The sequence below is a fragment of the Eggerthella sp. 1_3_56FAA genome, assembly GCF_000185625.1.
GTDB classification, from domain to species: Bacteria; Actinomycetota; Coriobacteriia; order Coriobacteriales; family Eggerthellaceae; genus Eggerthella; species Eggerthella lenta.
Genome location: NZ_GL622579.1, coordinates 1,034,951 through 1,057,816 on the forward strand (window position 1 = coordinate 1,034,951; position 22,866 = coordinate 1,057,816).

The 22,866-nt window shown below is 66.6% G+C and carries 18 protein-coding genes; 7 read left to right on the forward strand and 11 right to left on the reverse strand.

Features of this window, described 5'->3' with window-relative positions:
• Nucleotides 1-127: 127 nt before the first annotated feature.
• Nucleotides 128-631, reverse strand: a complete 504-nt coding sequence (locus HMPREF1023_RS04550; protein WP_009305001.1) for an RNA polymerase sigma factor — start codon at nt 629-631, stop codon at nt 128-130.
• 162 nt (nt 632-793) lie between these two features.
• Between HMPREF1023_RS04550 and HMPREF1023_RS04555 the strand changes: the two genes are divergently transcribed.
• Nucleotides 794-1,774, forward strand: a complete 981-nt coding sequence (locus tag HMPREF1023_RS04555; RefSeq protein WP_009305002.1) for a bile acid:sodium symporter family protein — start codon at nt 794-796, stop codon at nt 1,772-1,774.
• A gap of 206 nt (nt 1,775-1,980) precedes the next feature.
• On the forward strand, nt 1,981-2,781 hold the full coding sequence (gene proC, locus HMPREF1023_RS04560; RefSeq protein ID WP_009305003.1) for a pyrroline-5-carboxylate reductase: 801 nt from the start codon (nt 1,981-1,983) through the stop codon (nt 2,779-2,781).
• A 152-nt stretch (nt 2,782-2,933) separates the two neighbouring features.
• Here proC and cysK read toward each other — a convergent pair whose 3' ends face one another.
• The 3 genes from cysK to HMPREF1023_RS04575 all read right to left on the reverse strand — a co-directional run bounded on the left by cysK (nt 2,934) and on the right by HMPREF1023_RS04575 (nt 6,831).
• Complete coding sequence (gene cysK / locus HMPREF1023_RS04565) at nt 2,934-3,863, reverse strand: cysteine synthase A (protein WP_009305004.1); 930 nt, start codon at nt 3,861-3,863, stop codon at nt 2,934-2,936.
• A gap of 103 nt (nt 3,864-3,966) precedes the next feature.
• The gene (locus HMPREF1023_RS04570) at nt 3,967-5,373 is read right to left on the reverse strand and encodes an MFS transporter (RefSeq protein WP_009305005.1); all 1,407 of its coding nucleotides are present in this window, start codon (nt 5,371-5,373) and stop codon (nt 3,967-3,969) included.
• Between the two features lie 6 nt (nt 5,374-5,379).
• Nucleotides 5,380-6,831 carry a M20/M25/M40 family metallo-hydrolase gene (locus tag HMPREF1023_RS04575; protein WP_009305006.1) on the reverse strand — a complete coding sequence of 484 codons (1,452 nt, stop codon included), beginning with the start codon at nt 6,829-6,831 and terminating at the stop codon, nt 5,380-5,382.
• A 144-nt stretch (nt 6,832-6,975) separates the two neighbouring features.
• Here HMPREF1023_RS04575 and HMPREF1023_RS04580 point away from each other — a divergent pair, with 144 nt between their 5' ends.
• On the forward strand, nt 6,976-7,932 hold the full coding sequence (locus HMPREF1023_RS04580) for a DUF2268 domain-containing protein (RefSeq protein ID WP_009305007.1): 957 nt from the start codon (nt 6,976-6,978) through the stop codon (nt 7,930-7,932).
• Here HMPREF1023_RS04580 and HMPREF1023_RS04585 read toward each other — a convergent pair.
• From HMPREF1023_RS04585 to HMPREF1023_RS04595, 3 genes are all read right to left on the reverse strand, one after another.
• Nucleotides 7,929-9,041: a DUF3810 domain-containing protein gene (locus HMPREF1023_RS04585; RefSeq protein WP_232228683.1), complete on the reverse strand. Its 1,113-nt coding sequence runs from the start codon at nt 9,039-9,041 to the stop codon at nt 7,929-7,931. The two genes, HMPREF1023_RS04580 and HMPREF1023_RS04585, sit on opposite strands and share 4 nt — an antisense overlap.
• 429 nt (nt 9,042-9,470) lie before the next feature.
• A complete protein-coding gene (locus HMPREF1023_RS04590; protein ID WP_009305009.1) occupies nt 9,471-10,514 on the reverse strand; it encodes a ribonucleotide-diphosphate reductase subunit beta in 1,044 nt (347 codons plus the stop codon).
• Nucleotides 10,515-10,874: 360 nt separating this feature from the next.
• Nucleotides 10,875-13,412, reverse strand: coding sequence for a ribonucleoside-diphosphate reductase subunit alpha (locus HMPREF1023_RS04595; RefSeq protein ID WP_009305010.1), 2,538 nt, complete (start codon nt 13,410-13,412; stop codon nt 10,875-10,877).
• A gap of 705 nt (nt 13,413-14,117) precedes the next feature.
• Between HMPREF1023_RS04595 and HMPREF1023_RS04605 the strand changes: the two genes are divergently transcribed.
• Together HMPREF1023_RS04605 and HMPREF1023_RS04610 are read left to right on the forward strand one after the other, a co-directional pair.
• Complete coding sequence (locus tag HMPREF1023_RS04605; RefSeq protein ID WP_009305011.1) at nt 14,118-15,599, forward strand: helix-turn-helix transcriptional regulator; 1,482 nt, start codon at nt 14,118-14,120, stop codon at nt 15,597-15,599.
• A gap of 162 nt (nt 15,600-15,761) precedes the next feature.
• Complete coding sequence (locus HMPREF1023_RS04610) at nt 15,762-17,459, forward strand: FAD-dependent oxidoreductase (protein ID WP_009305012.1); 1,698 nt, start codon at nt 15,762-15,764, stop codon at nt 17,457-17,459.
• Nucleotides 17,460-17,587: 128 nt separating this feature from the next.
• On the opposite strand, the gene HMPREF1023_RS04615 is transcribed toward HMPREF1023_RS04610, so the two are convergent.
• From HMPREF1023_RS04615 to HMPREF1023_RS04630, 4 genes are all read right to left on the reverse strand, one after another.
• Entirely contained in the window at nt 17,588-18,517 is a 930-nt protein-coding gene (locus HMPREF1023_RS04615) for a sensor histidine kinase KdpD (protein WP_009305013.1), read from the reverse strand.
• 25 nt (nt 18,518-18,542) lie between these two features.
• Nucleotides 18,543-19,316: an ABC transporter permease gene (locus HMPREF1023_RS04620; RefSeq protein ID WP_009305014.1), complete on the reverse strand. Its 774-nt coding sequence runs from the start codon at nt 19,314-19,316 to the stop codon at nt 18,543-18,545.
• On the reverse strand, nt 19,313-20,233 hold the full coding sequence (locus tag HMPREF1023_RS04625; RefSeq protein ID WP_009305015.1) for an ABC transporter ATP-binding protein: 921 nt from the start codon (nt 20,231-20,233) through the stop codon (nt 19,313-19,315). Before HMPREF1023_RS04625 ends, HMPREF1023_RS04620 begins: the two co-directional genes overlap by 4 nt.
• 109 nt (nt 20,234-20,342) lie before the next feature.
• The gene (locus HMPREF1023_RS04630; RefSeq protein WP_009305016.1) at nt 20,343-21,056 is read right to left on the reverse strand and encodes a response regulator transcription factor; all 714 of its coding nucleotides are present in this window, start codon (nt 21,054-21,056) and stop codon (nt 20,343-20,345) included.
• Nucleotides 21,057-21,178: 122 nt separating this feature from the next.
• On the opposite strand from HMPREF1023_RS04630, the gene HMPREF1023_RS04635 reads away from it, so the two are divergent.
• Nucleotides 21,179-21,649, forward strand: coding sequence for a C-GCAxxG-C-C family protein (locus HMPREF1023_RS04635; protein ID WP_009305017.1), 471 nt, complete (start codon nt 21,179-21,181; stop codon nt 21,647-21,649).
• A 114-nt stretch (nt 21,650-21,763) separates the two neighbouring features.
• The gene (locus HMPREF1023_RS04640) at nt 21,764-22,792 is read left to right on the forward strand and encodes an LCP family protein (protein WP_009305018.1); all 1,029 of its coding nucleotides are present in this window, start codon (nt 21,764-21,766) and stop codon (nt 22,790-22,792) included.
• Nucleotides 22,793-22,866 lie beyond the last annotated feature (74 nt).

The following is a 22,866-nucleotide window of genomic DNA, read 5'->3' on the forward strand; positions in this document are numbered from 1 at the left end:
TGCTCCGACGCCACCGCCGCGCGCACGGCGGCGAGGGCCGCCGCCTTCGACATCTCGTCCGGCGCGCCGCGCTCGGCGCGGTAGTGCGCCCGCAGCAGCCGCTCCACGTCCCGCTTTCCCACGTCGCTCATGCTTCGTCCTTTCCTTCCAGCCCTCGCCGCAGCTCCGCGAGCGCACGGTTGAGCCGCCGGTTCACCGCGAACCGCGACACTCCCAGCACGTCCGCGATCTCGCCCACTTTGAACCCCTGGTCGAAGCGCAACTCCACCACATCGCGCAGCTCAGGGGAGAGCGCGTCAACCAGCGCACCCACCTCGCCGTCCCCGATCGCCATCGCCGGGTCCGCATCGGGCGAGCCGTCGGGCACGTCCACGTCGAGAGGCCCGACGGGAAGACGCCGCGCCCGCGCGGCGTCGATGCAGAGGTTGCGCGCGATGGTGAACAGGTACGCGAGCGGCTTGCCGTCGAGCGGCGAGCGCCCGCTGCGCACGAAACGCAGGAACGCCTCCTGCGCCACGTCCGGCGCGTCGTCGTAGAACGGAGCATGCCGCCGGCAGTACGCCAGCACGTCGTCGTAATGCTCTTCGACCAAGCGATCGAACGCCTCGCCGTCTCGCAGCCTGTTCTTCAAGCCCCGCTTCACCTCCTCTATCCTCTATAACGAATCCTACGATCGATCCGTGCGGGTTCAGCTGAAAAATTTCCGGACGCATTCGCCCGGATGCCCCTCGTGCTTCACCCAGCGAAGCGGTATACTTTCCCAACCCTACCACCTTCGAGAAAGGAATCCCCTGTGAAGACGCTTGCCAAGATTAGCGACTTCGCGGGAAAGTACATGGCGATCATCGCACTCGCCGTCGCGATTATCGCCTTGGTCTTTCCCGACCCCGTGTCCGCCGTCGTGAAGACCAGCTACGTGAACATCCTGCTGGGCATCGTGATGTTCGGCATGGGCATGACCCTCAAGCTGGCCGACTTCAAGGTGGTGTTCACGAAGCCGAAAGCTGTCATCGTGGGCATCCTGGCGCAGTTCGTTATCATGCCGGTGCTGGCGTTCCTGCTGACGATGGTGTTCCAGCTGCCGCCCGAGCTGGCCGTGGGCGTGATCCTCGTGGGCTCGTGCCCCGGCGGCACCAGCTCCAACGTCATGACGTATCTGGCGAAAGGCGACGTGGCGCTGTCGGTGGGCATGACCGCATGCACCACCATCATGGCGCCCATCGTCACGCCGCTGCTTGTGCTGCTGTTCGCCGGCCAGACCGTGGACGTGAACGTGGTCGATATGTTCCTGTCCATCGTGCAGGTGGTGCTCGTGCCCATCGCGCTGGGCTTTCTCATCAACTACTTCTTCGAGAAGGCGGCTCGGGCCGCGTCGGCCGTTCTGCCGCTCGTGTCGGTGATCGGCATCTCGCTCATCATCATGGCCGTGGTGGCCGCCAACCAGGCGAAGCTGCTGACGGTGGGGCCGCTCGTCATCGCCGTGGTGATGCTGCACAACCTGCTGGGCTACGCGCTGGGATACCTGACCGGGCGGGCGCTGCGCCTGTCGAAGGCCCAAATGCGCACGCTGTCCATCGAGGTGGGCATGCAGAACTCCGGCTTGGCCACTTCGCTCGCCACGGTGCACTTCGCCAGCATGCCGCTGGCCGCGGTGCCCGGTGCCGTGTTCAGCGTGTGGCACAACATCTCCGGCGCAGTGTACGCGAACATTCTCGCCCGCTCGGCCGGCAAAGACGCCGTCGAGGCGGACGAGGTCGAACAGGCTGCCGCGTAGCGGGCGCACGTTGCCGCGGGAAGGCCCGCACGAAGCACACGAACGAAGCCTGCCGGCTTAGCGCATGGGGCGCAGGCCACTCGTTCCACCGCCCGAACCACGCGTCACGAAATCGGCGTTTGGTGCCGGGGCGCCGCTGGCGTACAATCGAATCCAGCATGAAAAGCATCGCGCGGCGAACGCACGCCCGACGGAAAGAGGACATAATGGCGGACACCACAAGCAGCATCGAGCTCGGCTTCATCGGGTTCGGCAACATGGCCCAGGCGATGGCGCAGGGCCTCGTGGACTCGGGCGCGCTTTCGGGCGAGCACATCCACGCGTGCGCGGGACACTTCGACAAACTGCAGGCCTCGGCCGAGAAGCTCGGCGTGAACGCCTACCGCGAGGCGGCCGAGGTGGTGAGAGCCAGCGACTTCGTCGTCCTGGCGGTGAAGCCCTACCTCATCGAACAGGTGGTGGAGCCGGTGCGCGACCTGCTTGCCGACAAGGCCGTGATCTCGGTGGCCGCCGGGCGCGACTTCGCGTTCTACGAGGGCGTCCTCGCTCCGAACAGCCGTCACCTCAGCACCATCCCCAACACGCCCATCGCCGTGGGCGCGGGCGTGATCGCCTGCGAGCAGCGCCACTCGCTCACCGACGAGCAGCTGCAGACGTTCGAGAACCTGTTCGGCCGGATCGCGCTCATCGAATGGGTCGACGGCAAACTGCTGTCCACGGCCAGCTCCATCGCCGGCTGCGGCCCCGCGTTCGCCGCGATGTTCCTGGAATCGCTCGGCGACGCCGGCGTGAAGCACGGCCTGCCGCGCGCCACCGCCTACCGCCTCGCGGCGCAGATGATGATGGGCACCGCCAAGCTTCATCTGGAAACCGGCACGCATCCCGGCGCGATGAAGGACGCCGTGTGCTCGCCGGGCGGCACCACCATCAAGGGCGTGGCCGCGCTCGAGAAGGACGGCTTCCGCGGATGCGTGATCGACGCCATCGACGCTATCGAAGGCGAGTAGTCTCTAGGCGCGTCGCGCAGCAGAACCGCCTCCTCAAAACGCTGTCGCCCGAAACGGACGGTTTTTCGCGAAAAACCGTCCGTTTCGGGCGACAGCGGGCTCTCACGACGAAGGGGCCTGCCGCGCGGCAGGCCCCTTCGCGTCGCGGCTCCCTAGAATCCGAACATCGCCGTCGTCAGGTAGCGCTCGCCCGTGTCGGGGAGGATGACGACGATGGTCTTGCCCTTGTTCTCAGGACGGCGCGCCAGCTGGGTGGCGGCGGCCACGGCCGCGCCCGACGAGATGCCCACGAGCAGGCCCTCCTTCGCCGCCAGCTCGCGACCCACCGCGAACGCGTCCTCGTCGGCGACGGCGATCACCTCGTCGTACACCGCGGTGTCCAGCGTGTCGGGCACGAAGCCCGCGCCGATGCCCTGGATCTTGTGCGCGCCCGCGCGCCCCTCGGACAGCACCGGCGACGCGGCCGGTTCCACAGCCACCACCTGCACGTCGGGGTTCATGCGCTTGAGGTACGCGCCGGCGCCGCTCACCGTGCCGCCCGTGCCCACGCCCGCCACGAAGATGTCCACGTCGCCGCCCGTAGCCTCCCAGATCTCGGGGCCCGTAGTGGCTTCGTGGACAGCCGGGTTCGCCGGGTTCGTGAACTGCCCCACGATGAACGAGTTGGGAATCTCAGCCGCCAGCTCTTCGGCACGCGCAATGGCACCCTTCATGCCCAGCGCGCCGTCGGTGAGCACCAGCTCGGCGCCGTAGGCCTTCATGAGATTGCGGCGCTCGACGGACATCGTCTCGGGCATGGCGATGATCAGGCGCATGCCGCGTGCAGCGGCGATGGCGGCCAAGCCGATGCCGGTGTTGCCCGACGTGGGCTCGATGAGCACGGTGTCGGCGTCTATCTTGCCAGACGCCAGCGCGTCGTCGATCATCGCCTTCGCGACGCGGTCTTTGACGGAGCCGGCCGGATTGAACGACTCCACCTTGCCCACGATGACGGCTTCCAGGTTGTTGTTCTTCTCGTAGTTCGTCAGCTCCACGAGCGGCGTGCCGCCGATCAGCTCCGATACGCTTTTGTACACGGTCATGATGCGCCTGCTTTCCCGTCTTCCGATCGCGCGCCGCGCGGGCGCCGACCGATGCCCGCGCGCGGCGGGTTCCCTATGTGTCGCGCTAAATCCTACTGTATCACTATACATTAGTCAAGCAGCTGTCGACGGCATCGATCTCGAAGCCTTCCGCATCCAGCCGGGGCGCGCCCGCAGCCACCCGCCGCGCCACGAGGCGGCGCGCCGCGGGGATGGACGACAGCAGCGCCGCGCCCATGACCGCGCTTGCTGCGATCACCATGATCCACACCGGCGCGAACGACAGGAACGCATCGAACATCACGCCCGACACCACCGCGCTCACCGCGGCGCCCAACAGCTCGAACGCCGTGACGATGCCGGTGACCGTGCCCAGGTCCTTCTTGCCGTACTCCTTCACCACCATGATGGGCGGCGCCACCGTGCCCATGCAGGTGGCGAACCCGAAGAACAGGCAGGCCAGGATGGGACCCCAATCGGTTGCCGGGAACAGCAGCATCACGCCGGCCAGAGCCGACGTGATCGTGCCGAGGATCGTGCCGGTGCGCATGCCCCAGCGGTCGTAGATGGCGCCGAGCGCCACCTTCGCCACAATGACCACGGCCAGGTAGAACGACCACACGCTGCCGGCCCACAGGGTGGAGTGCCCGCCGGTGACCACCTCGGTGCCGCCCACCGTCACGCTCGTCATGTTCGCGATGGAGTTCGTGATGATGCAGCCGTTCGTGATGCCCATGGCCACGAAACCGATCACGAGCAGCCAGAACGCCGCGCTCGAGCGCAGCGTCTTCCATCCCACCGACACGTTGACGGGCTGGTCGGGCGAGCGGTCGGCCTTCGCTTGCTCCACCTGGCCCGCGCCGTACGGCAGCAGGCCCTCGTCGCTGGGCCGGGTGCTGAACGTGGCCAGCACGAGCGGCAACGCCGCCACGAGGCACACGACGGCCAGCAGCAGGAACGCAGCGCGCCAGCCGGACGCCTCGATCATGACGCTCGTGGCCGGCGACAGCACGACGCCGCCGACGCCCGACCCCGACAACGCGATGGAAACCGCCAGCCCGCGCTTGAGCGTGAACCAGTTCGAGATGACCACCGAAACCAAGAGGCGCGTGCCGGCCACCACCACCATGCCGGCCACCACGCACAGCGCGTACAGCTGCCACACGGCCGTGATGAACGAGAGCCCCACCAGCACGATGGAGCTGGTCAGCACCGTCACCGTGCCCAGCACGCGCGCCGAGCACTTGTCGGTGAGCCGCCCGATGACCAGCGACGCGAACACCGCCACCACCGTGGTGATGGACACGCCCGAGTTGAACTGCCCCACCGTCAGCCCCAGGTCGCGCACGATGTGCGTCTGGAACAGCGGGATGCAGTTCACGAACACCGTGTAGCAGGTGGCCATGATCAAGAGGCCGCCCGCCACGATCCACCACCCGTAGAAGAACCTCCCCTGCTTCGGCGCCTTCGCCGCGCCTGCCGCCCCTGCGGCTCGTCTCTCGTCGGCCACGATGCCTCACTTCCCCAATCGGTCGAGATGCCGGATGAATTCGGTGTAGAACCCGACGCCGCGCTTGAAGCTGTCCACGTCGAGGTTCTCGTCCTGGCCGTGCACGCGGTTGCGCTGGTCGCCCTTGAACAGGATGCCGGCGAAGCGGTACGTGCGCGGGCAGATGCGATGGAAATGACGCGCGTCGCTGCAGCTGGTCTGCACGTACGGCGCGATGCCGGCCGTGGGGTACACGCTGCGGATGACGGCGCGCAGGTACTCGAACGCGGGATCGCCGTCGAACGGCGCGATGGGCGAAGGCTCGCTCACCTCGAACAGCTCGTACGTCGTGCGGTCGTCGAAGCGCTCCTTGATGCGCGCGAAGGCCGCGTCCACCGTTTCGCTCGGATCGACGCGCACGTTCACCGTGGCGCCCGCCCCCTTCGGAATGACGTTGTGCGCAGGGCTCCCCTCGAGCTGCGTCAGCGCGTACGTGGTGCGCACCATGGCCGCCGTCTCGGAGTCGCCCTGCATGATGCGGACGACCAGGGGCCGGAACAGCCACAGGTTCGCGAACACGATGCGCAACCCGAAACCGCCGTGCGCCGCCAGCTCGCGCAGCATGGCCGCCACCGGAGCGGACAGTTTGGACGCCGGCGGGTTCTTCTGCAAGCCGTCGAGGCCCGAGACGAGCTTCGCCGTGGCATCTTGAAGCGACGGGGTTGCGGCGTGCCCGCCCTCGGCGCAAGTGGCGATGCGCGCGTTGAAGATGCCTTTCTCGGCCACGCCCACGACGGCGAACTGGCCGTTCACGCCCAGGGGAGGGTTGTCGATGACCGCGCCGCCCTCGTCCAGCACCATGTACGGCACGCGCCCGATGCCTTCGAGGCGCTCCACCATGTGCGGGGCCGTGTCGCCGCCGTCCTCCTCGGTGTTCGACGAGAAGAAGTACACGTCGCGCGGCGGCACGTACCCTTCCGCCAGCAGATGCTCGGCCGACTCCATGAGGGCCGCCCAGATGCACTTCGTGTCCACCGCGCCGCGCGCGAATATCTTGCCGTCCGCGATATCGGCGGCGAAGGGGTCGTGCGTCCACTCGGACGCGTCGGCAGACACCACGTCATGGTGCGCCATGAGCACCACCGGCGCCAGCGCGCGGTCGGCGCCTTTCCACAGAAGCGAGATGCCGTAGCCGTCGATCAGCTCCAGCTCGCAAGCATCGAACACGCGGGGGTACAGGCGGCGCAGCAGGGGGACGAACTCGTCGAACGCGCTGCGGTCGGCGTCGGGGTTGTGCAGGTCCCACACGGTGGGAAGGCGCAGCAGCTCCTGGAAGCGCGCGACCGCGGCATCGTCGCCGCGCGCGTCGCTTGAGGGCAGCGGGTTGGAAACGGGCGTGGGCTTGAGACGCGCCGCGTTCGCCACCAGCACGATTGCAAGCAGCGCGACAAGCGCGACCACGACGGCAAGCACGATCATAAGGGCTCCTCCCCTTCGGCTGACATGGGGTCATTATAGCCCTTCTGCCTGATGAGAGGCGCCGGGAAGAAATGGAGCTCGGGGCATTGACCCTCACGCGACGTGAGAGCGTAGGATGGGGCTCCCCCGACGAAAGGAGATCCCGTGTCCCGCAAGAAACCCGCCGCCTCAACTTCCCCTGCGCCGCCCGCCGTGCGCGCGCTGCGCACGGGCGACGCGTACGCCCGCATGATAGCCGCACCCGCGGAAAAGCGCGCCGACCTCTACCGTCACGAGCTCATGGCGCCGTTCAAGGCGAAATGGGACTGTTACCATGTGCCGCTGCGTCCTGCGCAACCCGGCGGCTACGACGCGGTGATGGCCAGCGAGATGCTGGGCATCCTGCCGCCCGAGCGTGTGGACCAGAGCTGGGCCGACGCCGTTCGGCGCCTGGCCGACGAGGAGCTGTGGCGCGCAAGCCGGCAGGCCGTCGAGCACGCGCTCGCCCGCTTCGTCGAGCGCGGCATCGAGCTGCGCGTGCAGGACTACCTGTTCTCCGTCCTGCTGGGCGACCCCGACAGCCCTGCGCTAGCCGCGAGCGACGGCTACTGCGGCGACGGCGGCATACCCGGCTACATCCTGGCGTGGCTCGTGCCGAACGACGATACCGTGCGCCGGCTGCCCGCCGCGCTCGCGCACGAGACGAACCACAACGTGCGCTTCCAGTTCGTCGCCTGGCACGACGACATCACGCTCGGCGAGATGATGGTGAGCGAAGGGCTGGCCGAGAACTTCGCCGTCAGCCTGTACGGCGAAGAGCACGCCGGGCCCTGGGTGACGAAGACGAGCGCCGACGCGCTGGAAAAGACGATCAAGCCCGCCATTCGCGCCGCCCTCGACGTGCAGGGCATGGCAGGGCTGTCGGCGTACCTCTACGGCGACGAGATCGCCACGGCGCAGGGCTACCCGACGGTGGGCCTTCCCTACTGCGCCGGATACGCTTGCGGATACCACCTGGTGCGCCGCTATTTGGACGCCACCGGCACCGACATAGCCGACGCCACGCTGCTGCCCGCCGAGGTCATCATGCAAGAAGCGGAGGCGGCGGGGTTCTGGGGCTAGGCGCCCTCCCCTTCGGCTCGCTGCTCGGCCAGCAGCAGGTCCACCATGCGGCCGTAGCTGCGCATGCCGTCGGCCTGGTCGTTCGCCTTGAGGTAGGTGTCGTTGGCGGCGTTGGAGATGTCTTGGATCGGGCCCTCGTACTGCGCCCAGTGCTCCGCGCGCTGGGCGAGATCGCGCCGCACCGCCGCCGACAGCCCCGAGCCGATCGCCTTCGCCGCCTCCGAATCCACCTTCCTCAGCGCCGATACGGCGTTGTCGTACGCCAGCAAGTAGCCGCTGTAACGCATCAGCGCGTCGTCCGACTGCTTGCAGGCCAAATACGCGATGAAGTTCGCCTCGTCCTCGCGCATGAAGCCGCACTGATGCGCCAGCTCGTGGGTCATGGTCCACGGAACGACGAAGAACGGGTTGTCCACGTTGATGTTCGACTCCATCGTGAAGGGGAAGAACATGCCGCCGATGTTCGCGTACGACATCAGCTCGGAGGCGAGCACCGGCTTCGGCGGCGAGTACAGCGGCCGATCCAGCACCGGGTACTGCTCGGCCAGCTTCCGCATGGCCTCCACCGACTCCTGCGCGTACTGCTCGAACTGGCCGGGCTCGGCGTCGAACAGGTCCGCGTCGTCGCCCAGCTGCGCTCGCGTCTGGCCCAGGTCGTCGGCCAGGGAGGACGCGAGCCGCACGAGCTCCTCCTGGCGCTGCGCCGCATCAACGTCGGCTTCTTCCACATCGTAGCCGGTGTGCCGGGTGAAGGTGTAGCGGTAGTAGTTCAGTCCGCACAAAGCGGTGAACAGGAAATACACCACGCAGCAGATGGACACAGCCCCCATGACGGCACGGTAGGCGACCGTACCGCGCTCGCCCTTGCTCACGACGAGCTTGCGGACGCAGTACACGACGTATCCCACGCAGAACAGCAGGAACAACGCCGCAACCCACTCGGCCACCGAGAAGCTCACAAGCGACGGCAGAAATCCCACGACGCTGGACAGCGCCGGGTACACGCCCTGGGCGTACACGTGCTCCGCCCAATCGGGATACTTCCGCGCGTACGAGGTCGCCGCAAGCGCGACGATGCCGAACGGTACGAACAGCATCCGCTTGAGCAAGAACTTCCGTATGCCGCGCTTCGGTTCGTCGGTTTCCATAGGGTGACAGTATAGCCCGACGAAGCACGCGCACCGCTCCCCCGCCACCATCCTCACCGCATCACCCAAAGCGATGAGCGGGTAGCGCCAGACGCAGACGGGACCGCTGCAAGAAACCCGGGCGTTTCTGCACAAAAACCCGCGACGTTTGATATCGAAGGGGCCGAACGCTGAGAGCCGTCGACAGCGCGTCCCCAAAATGCCCGATCAGGATCGCAGGCTCTCGCAGCCGCAATGCGGGAGATAGACGCGAAGACCTTCCAAAGCCATACGTCGGCGTTTTTTGTGCAGCGCGCAGCGTTTTTCGTGCACGGCAGACCGAGACGGGCAACCCGAGAGCAAGCCCAAACTCCCGCCAACGAGGGTGCGCAAGCGGGAGCGACTCGCACCCTACAGGTCGTCCACCAGGGCGCTCGACTTGGCGTAGGCGGTGCTGCGGGCTTCGAAGAAGTCGGTCTTGATCATGTTCGCGTTCGAGAACTGGCTCACCCACGACATGCTCTCCGGCTCGCGCTCGTGTCCCTCGTACAGCGGCTCGAAGCCCAGCTGGGCGCAGCGCAGGTTGCCCAGATACTGGATGTAGTCGGTGACCATCTGCTTGTTGAGGCCGGCCACGTCGTCGCCGATGGCGTAGTGGCCCCAGCGTATCTCTTGCTCGCAACCCTCCTTGATCATGGCGCGGTACTCCTCCACCAGCTCGGGCGCGAACAGTTCCGGCTCCTCCTCCTTCAGCTCCAGCAGGATGTTACGGAACAGCCACAGGTGCGTGTTCTCGTCGCGGTTGATGTAGCGGATCTCCTGCACCGACCCCGGCATGAGGTTGTTGCGCCCCAGATTGTAGAAGAACATGAAGCCGCTGTAGAAGTACACGCCCTCCAGGATGTAGTTCGCCACCAGCACGCGCGCCAGCGCCTCGGGGCTCTTGTCGTCCTGGAACTGGTTGTACAGGTTGCCAATGAACTCGTTGCGCGCCAGCAGGTGCTCGTCCTCCTTCCACTGGTACAGCACGTCGTTGCGCTCCTGCGGCTCGCAGATGGTGTCCAGCATGTAGCTATAGCTCTGGCTGTGCACCGTCTCCTGGAACGTCTGGATGGCCAGGCAGAGGTTCACCTCGTTGGCCGTGATGTACTCGCCCACGGCAGGCAGGTTCGCCGATTGCAGGCTGTCGAGGAAGATGAGGAACGACAGGATCTTGTCGTAAGCGCGCCGCTCGGCCGCGGGCAGCTTGCGGTAGTCCTTGATGTCCACCCCGAGGTTGATCTCCTCAGGTATCCAGAAGTTGTTCATAGCCTGGCGATACCAGTCGCTCACCCACTCGTACTTCATATTGTTGAAGTCGTTCAGGTTCGTCGTATTCCCCCCGATCATCCGCCGATCCAGCACATCGGTGTCGCCAAGGGGGTTGAACAACGGCTTCTTCTTCAACTGGCTCATAAAACTCTTCCTTCCAGAAAATCAGCTACGGACGAACAATGGCGCAAAGGGCGAGCGAAGCGACGCCCGTCAGGTTGAACCACGATCAGGGAGGGGGTTCGGCGCGTTCACCAAGCGACCTGCTTGCAGGCAGCCGGGGCGCGGTGCCCACCAAGCGAGTTCCATCACGTCGGGGCTGGGGGCGGTGCCCACCAAGCGAGTTCCGCAGCGAAGCGAGGACTGTCTGAGCGACTGGGCATTGCCCCCAGCCCCATCTCACAGGTGGAACCCGGCGACTGGGCACCGCACCCCGGCTGCCGTCGCGCAGGTGGAGCTCAGCGACTGAACATGCCGGACCCCCTCCCGTCCCCCAGGTTCAACCTACGACGAACACACTTCGCATTCTTCCACTTCCAGGCTCTTCGACCGCACGTAATAGATGGTTTTCATGCCTTCCTCCCAGGCCAGCAGGTACAGATCCAGCACCCGCCTGAACGTGTACTCGTTCGTGATGTACAGGTTCATGCTCTGCGCCTGATCGATGTGCCGCTGGCGCACGCCGCAGGCGCGCACCGACCACGCCTGGTCGATGAGGTGGGCATTCTTGTAGTACCAGAACGTGTCCATCGACAGCTCGGGCGCCACACGCGGCATGAGGCCGTTCTTCTTCTCCTCCAAAAAGTAGCGGTTCATCACCGGGTCGAGCCCCGCAGTGGTGCCGGCGATGATGCTGGTGGAGCTGGTGGGCGCCACGGCCAGCAGGTAGCCGTTGCGCAGGCCGTGCTCGGCCACGTCGCGCGCGAGCTCGGCCCAGCGCCCGTCCGTAAGGCCGCGGTCGCGGAAGTACTCGCCCGTCTGCCAGCCGCTTCCCTCGAAAAAGCCGTACGCGCCCTTCTCCCGCGCGATGGCGCAGCTGGCGCGCACCGCCGCGTAATGCACGTCGCCGAACACGCGCTCGGCGAAGGCCAGATGCTCTTCGCTCTCCCACCGGATGCCGCTTTTCGCCAGCAGATGGTGGTAGCCGCTCACGCCCAGGCCAATGGGACGGTACTGCCGATTGTTGATCTGGGCGTAGGGCACCGGGAAGAAGTTGAGGTCGATGACGTTGTCCAGCGCGCGTACCGCGCTTTCGGTGACGTGCGCAAGCTCGTGCGGATCGCCCATGTCGATATGACCCAGCGACAGGCTGGCCAGGTTGCACACCACGAACGCGCCCGGCTTCGTCACGGTGACCACCACCTGCTCGCCGTCCACGTCCTCGATGCGCTGCTCGAGCTGCTCGATGGCGCCCATGTTCTGCGCGATCTCGGTACACAGGTTGCTGCAGTAGATCATGCCTCGGTGCTTGTTCGGGTTCGCCCGGTTCACCGCGTCGCGGTTGAAGGTGAACGGCGTGCCCGTTTCCACGGCGCTCTTGATGATGAGGCGGATGACGTCCTTGATGGGGATCGCGCGCTTCTTGATGCGCGCGTCGGCCACGCACTCCAGGTACTTGCGCGTCCATTCCTCGCCGTAGCAGTCCTCCAGCGCGTAGCCTTTCACCGTGAGGATCTCGTGCGGGCACATGAGGTACCAGTCGCCCTCGATGTTGTCGCGCGCCTGCTGCCAGAAGTAGTCCGGATAGCACACGGCCGGGAACACGTCGTGCGCCTTCATGCGGTCGTCGCCGTTGTTCGTGCGCAGAGCCAGGAACTCGGGCAGGTCGCGGTGCCACGCGTCGAGGTACACCGCCACGGCGCCCTGGCGCATGCCCAGCTGGTCCACCGCCACGGCCGTGTCGTTGGCCAGGCGGATCCACCGGATGACGCCGCCGGCCGCCCCGTCGAAGCCGCGGATGGCGCTGCCGCTGGCGCGCACCTTGCCGAAGTACAGGCCCATGCCGCCGCCGTACTTGCTCACCTTCGCGAAGTTGTCGATGCTGCGGTAGATGCCGTCCAGGCTGTCGGGCACCGTGTCGATGAAGCACGACGACAGCTGATGGAACGGCTTGCGCGCGTTCGACAGCGTGGGCGTGGCCATGGTCACTTTCAACGTGGACAGCATGTCGTAGAAGCGGCGCACCCACCCCATGCGCTCGGACGCGCGCTCCTCCATGGCAAGGTGCAGCGCGATGCCGAGGAACATCTCCTGCGGCGACTCCAGCGGCGCGCCCTGATGCGTGCGGATGACGTAGCGGTCGAGCAAAAGCTGCAGGCCGGCGTAGGTGAACAGGTCGTTGCGGCTAAGATCGATGAAGCCGGCCGCCTCGTCCAGCTCGGCGGGCGTGTAATGCTGCAGGATGTAGTCGCCGTACAGGCCCTCCTCGGTAAGGAAGGCCACCTTCTGCGCGAACGTCTCGATGTGCCGGGCGGCCAGGCGCTCGGCCAACGCGCGATCGAACTGCACCATCAGCAGGCGCGCGGCGATGATCTCCCAGCGCGGCGCCTCCTGCGTGGTCAGCTCCACCGCCGCCTTCACCAGCATGGCCAGCAACTGGCCGTCGGCAGCGTCGGGCTTGGCGAACGACTGGAACTTGGCGCTGAGGTGGGCAAGCTCGTACTCCTCGCCGGGGAACTCCTTCTGCACCGACGCCAGCACGCCCGGCAGCGCGGGCACGCTCGGCAGCTGGGCGCACAAACGCTCGCGCGCGGCGCGCTTGCGGGCGCGGTCCTCGCGGTACAGGATGTAGCTTTTCAGCTCCTCGTAATGGTTCGCTTCCATGAGGGCGCGCTCCACGAGATCCTGCACGTCCTCCACCGAGACGGAGCCGCCTTCGCCCTGCTCCGCGCTCGCCATCGCGCGCTCGATGCGCGCGATGAGGCGGTCGGCCTCGTCATCATCTAGCACCGTGCCCACGCTGGCGAAGGCCGCGCCCATGGCGCGCTTGATCTTGCCAGCCTCGTAGGCTTCCACGGTGCCGTTGCGCTTGGAAATCTGCATGATGTCGTCTCGCCCTTCGTTCTCCGATTGCGGTGCGTTTTGAGAGCGACCATCGTATCACAATATGTTACAAAAATCGCAACATATTGGGGAACGGATAGGCAACGCCCACCACATCGACGAAGGCGACTGACCCGCCGAGCGCGCAAAAAACGGCAGGCGACGCAGAACGGTCGCCCGCCAACCTGCAGCTTCACGGCCGAAAGCAGCGCGCAGCCGACGGGAACGCGACCCCGGGCGACGAGCCGGAGGATCGATGTGCGGCGAAATCGAGCTTTTGGCAGTCTGAGCCCGGTTTCTTTCGCCGTTTCGAAACCGCAGGAAAACGCGACCTGGGGTTTTTCCTCGCGGCATTCCGGACAAAAACCCGATGACTGCCAAAAACCCGATTTCGCCGCACATCAAGCGAGCGGAACCGTCGCACCCGTCGCGAAACCAACCCGACCGAGCAGGGCGGTCGCCTACTTCTTCGCGCGATCGTACTAGTCGGCGCCGACGACCACTTCCACGGAGCTCCCGTCCCCCACGACATCCCCTCCACGAGGGGCTCGACGGTTTCGATGCCCAACTCGTCGGCCACCTCCTGCGCCTGCGGGCGATTGCCTCCTCGCTCCGAGAACCGTCACGAGCAGTGCACGCCTTGCCAAGCGCGAAGGTGCGGTTCGGCTGCTGGGGTATAATCCTGCATACGTGGGAAGGGGATGCATGAAATCGCTGGAACGGGTGCACGGGACGACCGGCATCAAAATCATCATCGGCTCGGCTTTTTTCTGGGCTTGGCTCGACGCGTTGTTCATGAGCATGTTTTTCGTCCGGCCGGAGGCCGAGGGCTTCATGGCCGAGATGGCCACTATAGCCGTGTTCGGTCTGAGCCTGCCGTGGCTCGCGCTGTCGCTGGCCAAGCCGGCCGCATGCAACGGCCTGCTGGCGAAGAAGCGCGTGCCGCTCGCGTTCGCCGCGCTGGGCACGGCGGGCTCGCTGCTGCTCCTGCTTGCCGGCATCAACCTCAACTGGATCGCGCTCGTCGCCGGCGGAACCTGCGCCGGCGCGTTCATGGCAGCCTACCAGCTGGCATGGGGCGCTGCGTACTGCCACGACGGCGAGCGGAGCGCGACGCCCTACGTGGCCGGCGGCTTCGCCTGCGCCATCGTCGTCGACGCGCCGCTTCTGTTCATGATACCCGAGGCCGCCGCCGTGTTCTCGGCGCTGCTGCCCCTCGTCTCGGGCGCGTTGTTCGCGAGCATCGACCCCCAGTTGCGCACGTACCGCCGCACCGCCCCCGTCGACCCGCTGCCGAAGCGGAGCGTCCGCTCGCGCCTGAAAGCGCACCTCGGAACCTCGATGATGCTGTTGTGCGCCGTGGCCCTCGTCATGACCGGGTTCGGCTACCTGCAGCACCTCGTTTCGTTCTCGCCTATCGCCAGCGACGGCTATCCCAACGGCATCCTCGTGCAAGTCGCGCGCGGCGTCACGGCGGTGCTCGTGTTCGCCATCGTCGTGCTGGGACGGCGCCGGGCAAGCGCGGTGTACCGCGTGGGGCTCCTGGCCATGATCGCCGGCTTCATGCTGATGGCGTTTCTGTTCGGCACGAACCTGTTCTGGGTGTCGGGCGCCATCATCATCAGCGGCTACACGATCCTCGACCTGCTCATCTGGGTCGCCTTCTCGCAAATCGCCTACGCGCAGTCGCGCGACCCGCTGAAAACCATCGCGCTCATGCGGCTGCTGGCCGTGCTGTGCTACCCGGTGGGCGCCGTCGCGGGCATCATGCTGGTAGGCAACGGCGAGACGATGCACGGCAACGTGGCGGCCGAGACCACCGTGGTTGGCTACCTCGTGGTCATCGCCACCGTGCTGCTGCTCAGCAGCGAGGACATGTGGATGCTGACGGGGCGCCAGCAGCCGAGCCTTTCCGGCGACGACCGCGCCACCCAGGAAGAGCGCATCGACGCCTGGTTCGACAGCATCGGCCTCACTGCGCGCGAGCGCGAGATCGGCCTGCTGCTGGCGTACGGCCGCACGCAGCCCTGGATCGCCGAGCGTCTCAGCATATCGGAGAACACTGTGGGCACCCACGTGCGCCACATCTACCAGAAGGCGGACGTGCACGATCGCCAGCAATTCATAGATTCGGTTCTTTCACCTGATCAGACGGCATCACCCGAACCACGTGATCAAGCCCGCTAGATCACGGGACCTGCCTGATATTCGCAAATAAGGTCATTTGCGCGTTGTGCGGCCGCGCGTCTTCCCGCACCCTGCTTTCAGCGCAACGCACCGTTGCGCAGCCCGCCCCGCGGGCGCAAAGGGAGAGGGCCCGCGAAGGGTCCCGAGGGAAGGGGTATCTGGATGGATATCAACCGCAGGAATTTCTTGAAGGGCGCGCTCGTCACCGGCGCCGCCGCAGCCGCCGCCGTCGCGCTTCCGGCATGCAGCCCGGCTGCGCCGTCCGACGCATCCGACGCCAAGAGCTCGTCGAAGGGCGGCGAGACGACCGGCGCGAAGCACACGTGGGAAGTCGCGCCCGAGCCCATCGCCGACATCGCCGAGACGCAGGACTTCGACGTGGTGGTCGTAGGCGCGGGTCTGGCGGGCATCAACGCCGCCGAAGCCGCCGCCCGCAACGGCGCGAAGACGGTGGTCATCGAGCGCAACACCACGTTCTCCGTGCGCGGCGTGGACGTGGGGCACATCGGCAGCAAGTACCACAAATCGAACGGTTTCGACCTCGACCCGCGCGTGGCTGCGCGATTCCTGCACCAGGCGTCGCACCAGACCACGAACTACGACCTCATCTACGTGTGGGCGTCGCGCTCCGGCGAGGTGTTCGACTACATCGAGGATCTGGGATCCAAGAACGGCGTGAGCATGGTGCCCGCGCTGTCCGGCACCGCGAAGTACGGCAACTGGTCCACGTTGTCCGACCGTTGGCGCGTCTATCCCGATGCCGTCTCCTTCGTGCGCGGCGGCGAGACGTACGACATGCGCGATGACGGCCAGCCGGTCAACGTGACGCTGGGCGAGCTCGTGTACAACTCCGCCGTGGACAACGGCGCCGAGTTCGTGTTCGAGGCGCGCGCCGAGCAGCTGGTGGGCGACGCGGCAAGCGGCATCACCGGCGTCGTCGCCACCACGAAGGACGGCAAGCACGTGCAGTACAACGCCAAGAAGGGCGTGATCCTGGCCACGGGCGACATCGGCGGCAACCAGGAGATGGTCGACGCGTTCTGTCCCATCTCGAACCGCTCGGACTCCAACTGCTACGCGCCGGCCGGGTTCAACAACGGCGACGGCCTGCTCATGGGCATGTGGGCCGGCGCGGCCATGTCGAAGAGCGAAGCCGCCCCGATGATCCACCAGTTCACGCTGGACACGCTCGAGTTCAACCTGACCTCGTTCATCATGAGCTGGCTTGCCGTGAACGCCAACGGCGAGCGCTACGGCGCCGAGATGCCCTTCGAGCCCATGCTGACGAACGCCCGCATGAACACCCCGGGCAACGTGGCCTGGTCCATCTTCGACTCGGACTACGAGACCTACATCATGCAGCAGCAGCCCGAGCGCTACGATCGCTTCACCGACGGGCTGGACGCCGTCATGGAGAAGTGGCTGGGCAACGGCAAGCTGATCAAGGCCGACACGCTGGATGACCTGGCCAAGCAGCTGGACATCCCGGCCGACACGTTCAAGGCCACCGTCGAGCGCTACAACAGCATGGCCGAGGCCGGCGAGGACGTCGACTTCGACGTGCCCGCGCAGTGGCTCGCGCCCGTGAAGACCGCGCCGTTCTACGCCACGAAGAACGTGTGCTCCACGCTGACCATCCCCTTCGGCCTCCACGTGAACGCCGACTCCCAGGTGCTCACCGCCGAGGACGAGCCGATTCCCGGCCTGTTCGCCATCGGCAACGTGCAGGGCGACTTCTTCGGCAAGGACTACCCGGTGCACTGCCCCGGCGTCAGCCACGGCCGCTGCGTGACGTTCGGCCAGCTGGTCGGCGAAGCGTGCGCCAAGGACACGACCATCGGCGAGCTCGACTTCGCCTAAGCGCGAGCGACCGACCCACGAAGGCGGGACCCCTCCCTCTTCCGCCTTCTTCTCGATGCGGCCGTCCTCCGGGGCGGCCGCGGTCGTTTCGCGACCCACAGGGTTCCCGCCGATACCGGAGGCTCTTGTCAGCCGATCGCCGCCAGCTCCAGCCGCAAGCACAGCCAGCGCTCGCCTCCGCGCTGTTCCAGGCACGCGTCCAGCGTACCGCCCATCTGCCCGACCAGCGAGCGCGCGATGGCCAGCCCCAGGCCCGACCGCTCGCCCGAGCGCGCCGCGTCGGCGGTGTAGAAGGGCTCGAACAGCCGATCGACCTCGCAGGAGAACGCCGCGTCGACATCGTTCGCGAACGTCACCGTCACGCGACCGCCGAGGGCCTCCCCCACCTCCACGTCGAAGGTCGAGCGCGCGTACTTGCCGGCGTTGTGCACGAGGTTCTCCACCACCCGCTCCAGCGCGCCCTCGTCGCCCCGCACGCGAACCGGCCGGTCGGGCACGCGCAGGCGCACTTCCAAACCGCGCTCCCCGAACAGCCGGTAGCGCCCCGCCACCGACTCGCGCACCAAACGGCCCGCCTCCACCGGCTCGCACGCCAGCGGCGCATCCTCGTTGCGTGCCTGTGACAGCTCGTAGAACTGCGCGATCAGCCGCTGCAGCGCGTCGGCTTTGCGGCGCACCGTGGCAAGCGACGCGCGCGTATCGGCGTCCATGCCCTCTTCATCCAGAAGCGCCAAGTACCCCACGATAGCCGTCAGCGGCGTGCGGAGGTCGTGGCTGATGGATTCCACCTGGGCCTTCAGCTCGGCCTCGTGGCGCGCGTACGCAACCCCCTGCTCGCGCACGGCCGCAAGCGCCTGGTTCACGGTGCCCAGCAGCGCCTCCAAGTCTTTGTCGGGCTGCGGCAGCTTCACGATGCGGTTGTCCTCGAGGCCGCGCACGATTTCGGCCAGCTCGCCGTTCGCCCGCCAAAGCGAGCGCTTGAGCAGCGCACAGCGCACAGCGAAGAACACCGCCGATCCCAGCGCCAGAACCGCCACCGCCCCGAGGACTGCCGTCATTGCCGCATCCTTTCCCGTCGCGCCCCTACAGCTCCGTCTTGCTTGCGCGCCACAGACCCGCGATGCCGAACACCGCTACGCCTGCGAACCCCGCGATCAGGCACTTCGCCAAACCCGCCGGCGTGTCCCACAGAAACTCGGCCAGGCCGCTCTGGTTGATGGCCACCTCGTTGGAGAAGAAGTTGTACGGCAACCAGCTGGCCAGCGCGCCAACCGGCTCCACGACCATTCCCACCGCGTGCAGCGCCGAAGGCACGATGGCCACGATGGCCAACCACACCAGAAACGCAGCGCTCGTCTTCGGCAGCACGGAGCACACCGCAACGCCCAGCACAACGCAGGCGACGGTGAACGGCAGCGCCGCCGCCACGCCCTTGAGCAGGATGGACACCGCGTCCGCGGGCCCCTCCAGCAGCAGCACGGCGCTGCCCACGTACACCGCCAGGATCACCGTCATGCTGGCCAGCCCCAGCCCCGTGGACACAAGGCACTTGCCCACGAACAGATCGCGTCGCGAGCAGCCGTCCGCGACGGCGTTCTTGAACGTGCCGTCCTTCCTATCGTCGGCGAACAGCACCCAGACGAGCAGCCCCGCCAGCAGAAACAGCGAGGGCAGCATCGAGATCAGATTGCTGAGCGAGAACCGCACGGTGGCGTAGGGGAAGTCGGGCGTGCTCGCCATCGCCCACAGCAATACGCTCGATGCCAGCACGATGGCGCACGGCACGCCGGTGAACAGGTACAGCTCCCGGCCGTGCACGATGCGGTAGAGTTCGCTCTTCATGTAGTTCAGCATCATGCGACCCCCTTCTCCTTCAGCTCGAGATAGTACTGCTCGAGCGACATCTTCCTGCGCTCCAGCTTGGACACGTCCATGCCCGCTCGGGCGGCCAGGCCGCTGTACGCCTCGATGCCCGCCGCCGGGTCGAAGATGCGCACGGTGCCGTCCAGCAGCACCAGGTAGCGCTCATGACGCAGCTCCTTCTCCAGCAGCGCGGTGAAGCGCGCGGCATCCGACACGGCGATGTCCACGTAGTCGGCGCACCGCTCTTGCAGCGTGCGCGCGCTCACCTGCTCCACCACGCAACCCCGTTTCAGGAACGCGTAGGTCGTGGCCATCTGCTCGAGCTCCGCCAAGTGGTGGCTCGATATCACGATGGTAATGCCCTTGTCGCGGTTGAGCCCTTGGAGGAACGCGCGCATCTCCACGATGCCGCTGGGGTCGAGGCCGTTCGTGGGCTCGTCGAGGATCAGCACCTCCGGCTCGCCCAAAAGAGCCATCGCCAAACCAAGACGCTGCTTCATGCCCAGGGACAGCGTGCGGCAGCGCCGATCCTTCGCATACGCCAGCCCCACGGTGTCCAGCACGCGCGCCACCGCGTCCTTGCCCGGCACGCCCTTGCGTATGCGGCAGCATTCCAGGTTCTTCTCCACGCTCAAACCCGGATAGAAGCCGGGGCTCTCGATGATGGAGCCGATGCGCGTGCGCTGGCGCTCCAACTCGCGCGGCTCGTGCGCGCCGAACAGGCGCACCTCGCCCTCCGTGGGAAACGCCAGCCCGCACAGCAGCTTGAACAGCGTCGTCTTGCCCGCGCCGTTGTCGCCCACCACGCCGAATATGTCGCCGCGGCGGACGCTCACGTCCGCGTCGTACAGCGCGCAGACGTCCCCGCCGTAGCGTTTCGTCAGCCCCCTCGTCTCGATCACCGTGTCCATGGAATCGTTTCTCCCTTTCTTCCGCTTGCCTTGTCGTTTTGGGGAAACGATACGATGCAGCCTGGAAATAAGTCCTCAAGAAAGGTTAAGGAAAGCGTAAAGGCCCGCATCATGCCAGCTTGAAGCCGATGCCCCACACGGTTTTGATGTAGTCGCCCGCCCCTCCGGCCGCCGCCAGCTTCTTGCGGATGTTGCTGACATGCACGTTGACGGCGTTCTGCTCGCCGTAATAGCCGTTTTTCCACACCAGCTCGTACAGCAGCTCGCGCGAGAACACCTTGTCGGGCGAACGCATGAGCACGTGCAGGATGTCGAACTCGTGCGCGGTCAGCGCCACCTCGGCATCCCCGAGCGTCACGCGGCGGCGCGCGACGTCCAGCCGCAGGTCGCGATGGACAAGCGCCTCGTCGTCGGGGCAGACGCCGCCCGCGCCCGCAGCCGCGCTCGCTCCCGCAGCGCGGCGCAGCACCGCATGAATGCGCGCGGCCACCTCGTCGGGGTCGAAGGGCTTCGTCACGTAGTCGTCCGCGCCGGCCGCGAGCATGCCCACCTTGTCGGCCGAGCCCGCCTTCGCCGACACCACGATCACCGGCACGCGCGAGGCCAGCTCGTCGCGCATGCACGCCATCAACGTCGGCCCATCCATGCCCGGCAGCATCATGTCGAGCAGAACCAGATCGAACGCCGCGCGTTCCATCTGCAGCAGCGCTTCGGTGCCCGAATACGCCTGCACACAGCCGAATCCCTCGCGCGCCGCGATCTTCGCCAGCAGCGCGTTGATATCCGCGTCGTCCTCTACGACGAGAATGGTGCGCTCGTCCACAGCCTCGCCCCTTCCGGCGCCGTCCTTCCGTAACCGTTTCAGGATACCCGAAAGGGAACCGCACGGCCACGGAGAGCCCGCGACGCGCTATCATAGCTGCGACTGAACGAAAGGAACGACTCATGACCACCGATAACGCCTGCACGCAACGCCCCTTCGACCGCGAAGCGCTCGGTCGCCGCGCGCTGGAGCTGCACGGCATGAAGTACAACTGCGCCCAGGCGGTCGCCTGCACGCTCGCCCCGCTGATCGGCGCCGACGAGGAGCTGTGCTTCCGCGCTGCCGAGGGACTGGGCGGCGGCATGGGCGGCCTCACCGAAACCTGCGGAGCCGTATCGGGCGCCGCCATGGCCATCGGCCTGGCGAACAGCAACGGACAAGACGACCGCACCAGCAAACAGGCGACGTACCGCATCGTGCGGAAGCTCGTGAGCGATTTCCGCGAGCAAAACGGCTCCACCCTGTGCCCCGAGCTCAAGGGGATCAAGACCAAGCAGCCCCTGCGCAGCTGCGACGGCTGCATCGTCGACGCGCTCCAGCTGGCTGCGGACGCCCTGGCCGGCCTCCCCGCCGACAAACCGCTCGACGCGTAGCCGGACGATGCACGCGGTTCGCGTCGTCCGACGAAACGGCGCGCTCGGCGAACGGGCCATCCGGTATCATGGAGGAGATCGAAACGAAACGCACGCGGAAAGAAGGCGGTCCACATGTCCCCCATCGCTTCCAACGTCAAGTTGACTAAGACCCTCCGGACGGTCGCGCTCCTCGCCGCCATCGCGCTCGCAGCTGCCCTCGGCGCCTGCTCTGCTCCGCCCGCGCAAGAAAAGGCGCAGCAAGCGCAGCCGGAGCCGCTCGTCGTGAACGACACGCCGGCGCCCCCGGTGCCCGACCCCGAGTACATCCTCGTCATCGGCGACGACTCCTGGGAAGAGTACACGCCGGGCCACGCCGACCTCATGATGCTCATGCGCCTCGATTTCGAGAAGCACCTGATCACGCTCGTCAGCGTGCCTCGCGATACCGCCTACGTTTTCCCTGACGGCAACACCGCGAAGCTCAACCAGATGCTGACCAACGCCGGTCCCGAAGCGCAGTGCCAAGCCGTGTCCGACGTCGTCGGCGTGGACGTCTCGCAGTACGTGGTGGTCGGCTTCGACGGACTGCAGAGCATCGTGGAGCATTTCGGCGGCCTCGACGTGGACCTGCCCTACGGGCTGACGTACAACTTCTACACGAAGGACCATCCCGACGAGGTGTACGAAGCCGGGCCGCAGACGCTCACGCCGTGGCGCGCCATGGCGCTGTCACGTGCGCGCACCGGCTACAGCGACACCGGCTACCAGCAGGAGATGATCCGACAGGTGGTGGATCGCCAGATGATGACGCGGTTCATCGAGCTGGCGTACGACGACCCTGCGCAGACCGGCGCCCTGCTGACGCTTCTGCAGGGCTTCGTGGAAACGAACGTGCCGCTCGACGACCAGCTGGCCTGGGCGGACGAGCTGGCAAGCGGCGACGAGATCACCGTGCACAGCACCACCGGCCCCTACTACGGCGATTTCCTGGAGGAAGCCGGCGGCCTATGGCTCGTGCCCGAAAGCCGCGAGGAATGGAAAGCCGTCATGAAGGCCGTCGACGCTGGCGAGGATCCAGCCCCCGCCGTGAGCGTCTGGAGCGCCGAGACGGAATCCCCGGAAGCCCCCGTCAGCGTCACCACGGTGATCGACCTGGGGTAAATCTCCTCTCGACAAGATAAAAACATCTGCCCGATACCTGGATGAGCCTTGCGTAACGCCCTGCTCGGCAGGGT

Bases quoted from the DNA above. Each gene is read 5' to 3' on its own strand.
- proC (WP_009305003.1), top strand. From the start codon at position 1,981: ATGGCGGACACCACAAGCAGCATCGAGCTCGGCTTCATCGGGTTCGGC.
- cysK (WP_009305004.1), bottom strand. From the start codon at position 3,863: ATGACCGTGTACAAAAGCGTATCGGAGCTGATCGGCGGCACGCCGCTC.
- HMPREF1023_RS04575 (WP_009305006.1), bottom strand. From the start codon at position 6,831: ATGATCGTGCTTGCCGTCGTGGTCGCGCTTGTCGCGCTGCTTGCAATC.
- HMPREF1023_RS04590 (WP_009305009.1), bottom strand. From the start codon at position 10,514: ATGAGCCAGTTGAAGAAGAAGCCGTTGTTCAACCCCCTTGGCGACACC.
- HMPREF1023_RS04595 (WP_009305010.1), bottom strand. From the start codon at position 13,412: ATGCAGATTTCCAAGCGCAACGGCACCGTGGAAGCCTACGAGGCTGGC.
- HMPREF1023_RS04605 (WP_009305011.1), top strand. From the start codon at position 14,118: ATGAAATCGCTGGAACGGGTGCACGGGACGACCGGCATCAAAATCATC.
- HMPREF1023_RS04610 (WP_009305012.1), top strand. From the start codon at position 15,762: ATGGATATCAACCGCAGGAATTTCTTGAAGGGCGCGCTCGTCACCGGC.
- HMPREF1023_RS04615 (WP_009305013.1), bottom strand. From the start codon at position 18,517: ATGACGGCAGTCCTCGGGGCGGTGGCGGTTCTGGCGCTGGGATCGGCG.
- HMPREF1023_RS04620 (WP_009305014.1), bottom strand. From the start codon at position 19,316: ATGATGCTGAACTACATGAAGAGCGAACTCTACCGCATCGTGCACGGC.
- HMPREF1023_RS04625 (WP_009305015.1), bottom strand. From the start codon at position 20,233: ATGGACACGGTGATCGAGACGAGGGGGCTGACGAAACGCTACGGCGGG.
- HMPREF1023_RS04635 (WP_009305017.1), top strand. From the start codon at position 21,179: ATGACCACCGATAACGCCTGCACGCAACGCCCCTTCGACCGCGAAGCG.
- HMPREF1023_RS04640 (WP_009305018.1), top strand. From the start codon at position 21,764: ATGTCCCCCATCGCTTCCAACGTCAAGTTGACTAAGACCCTCCGGACG.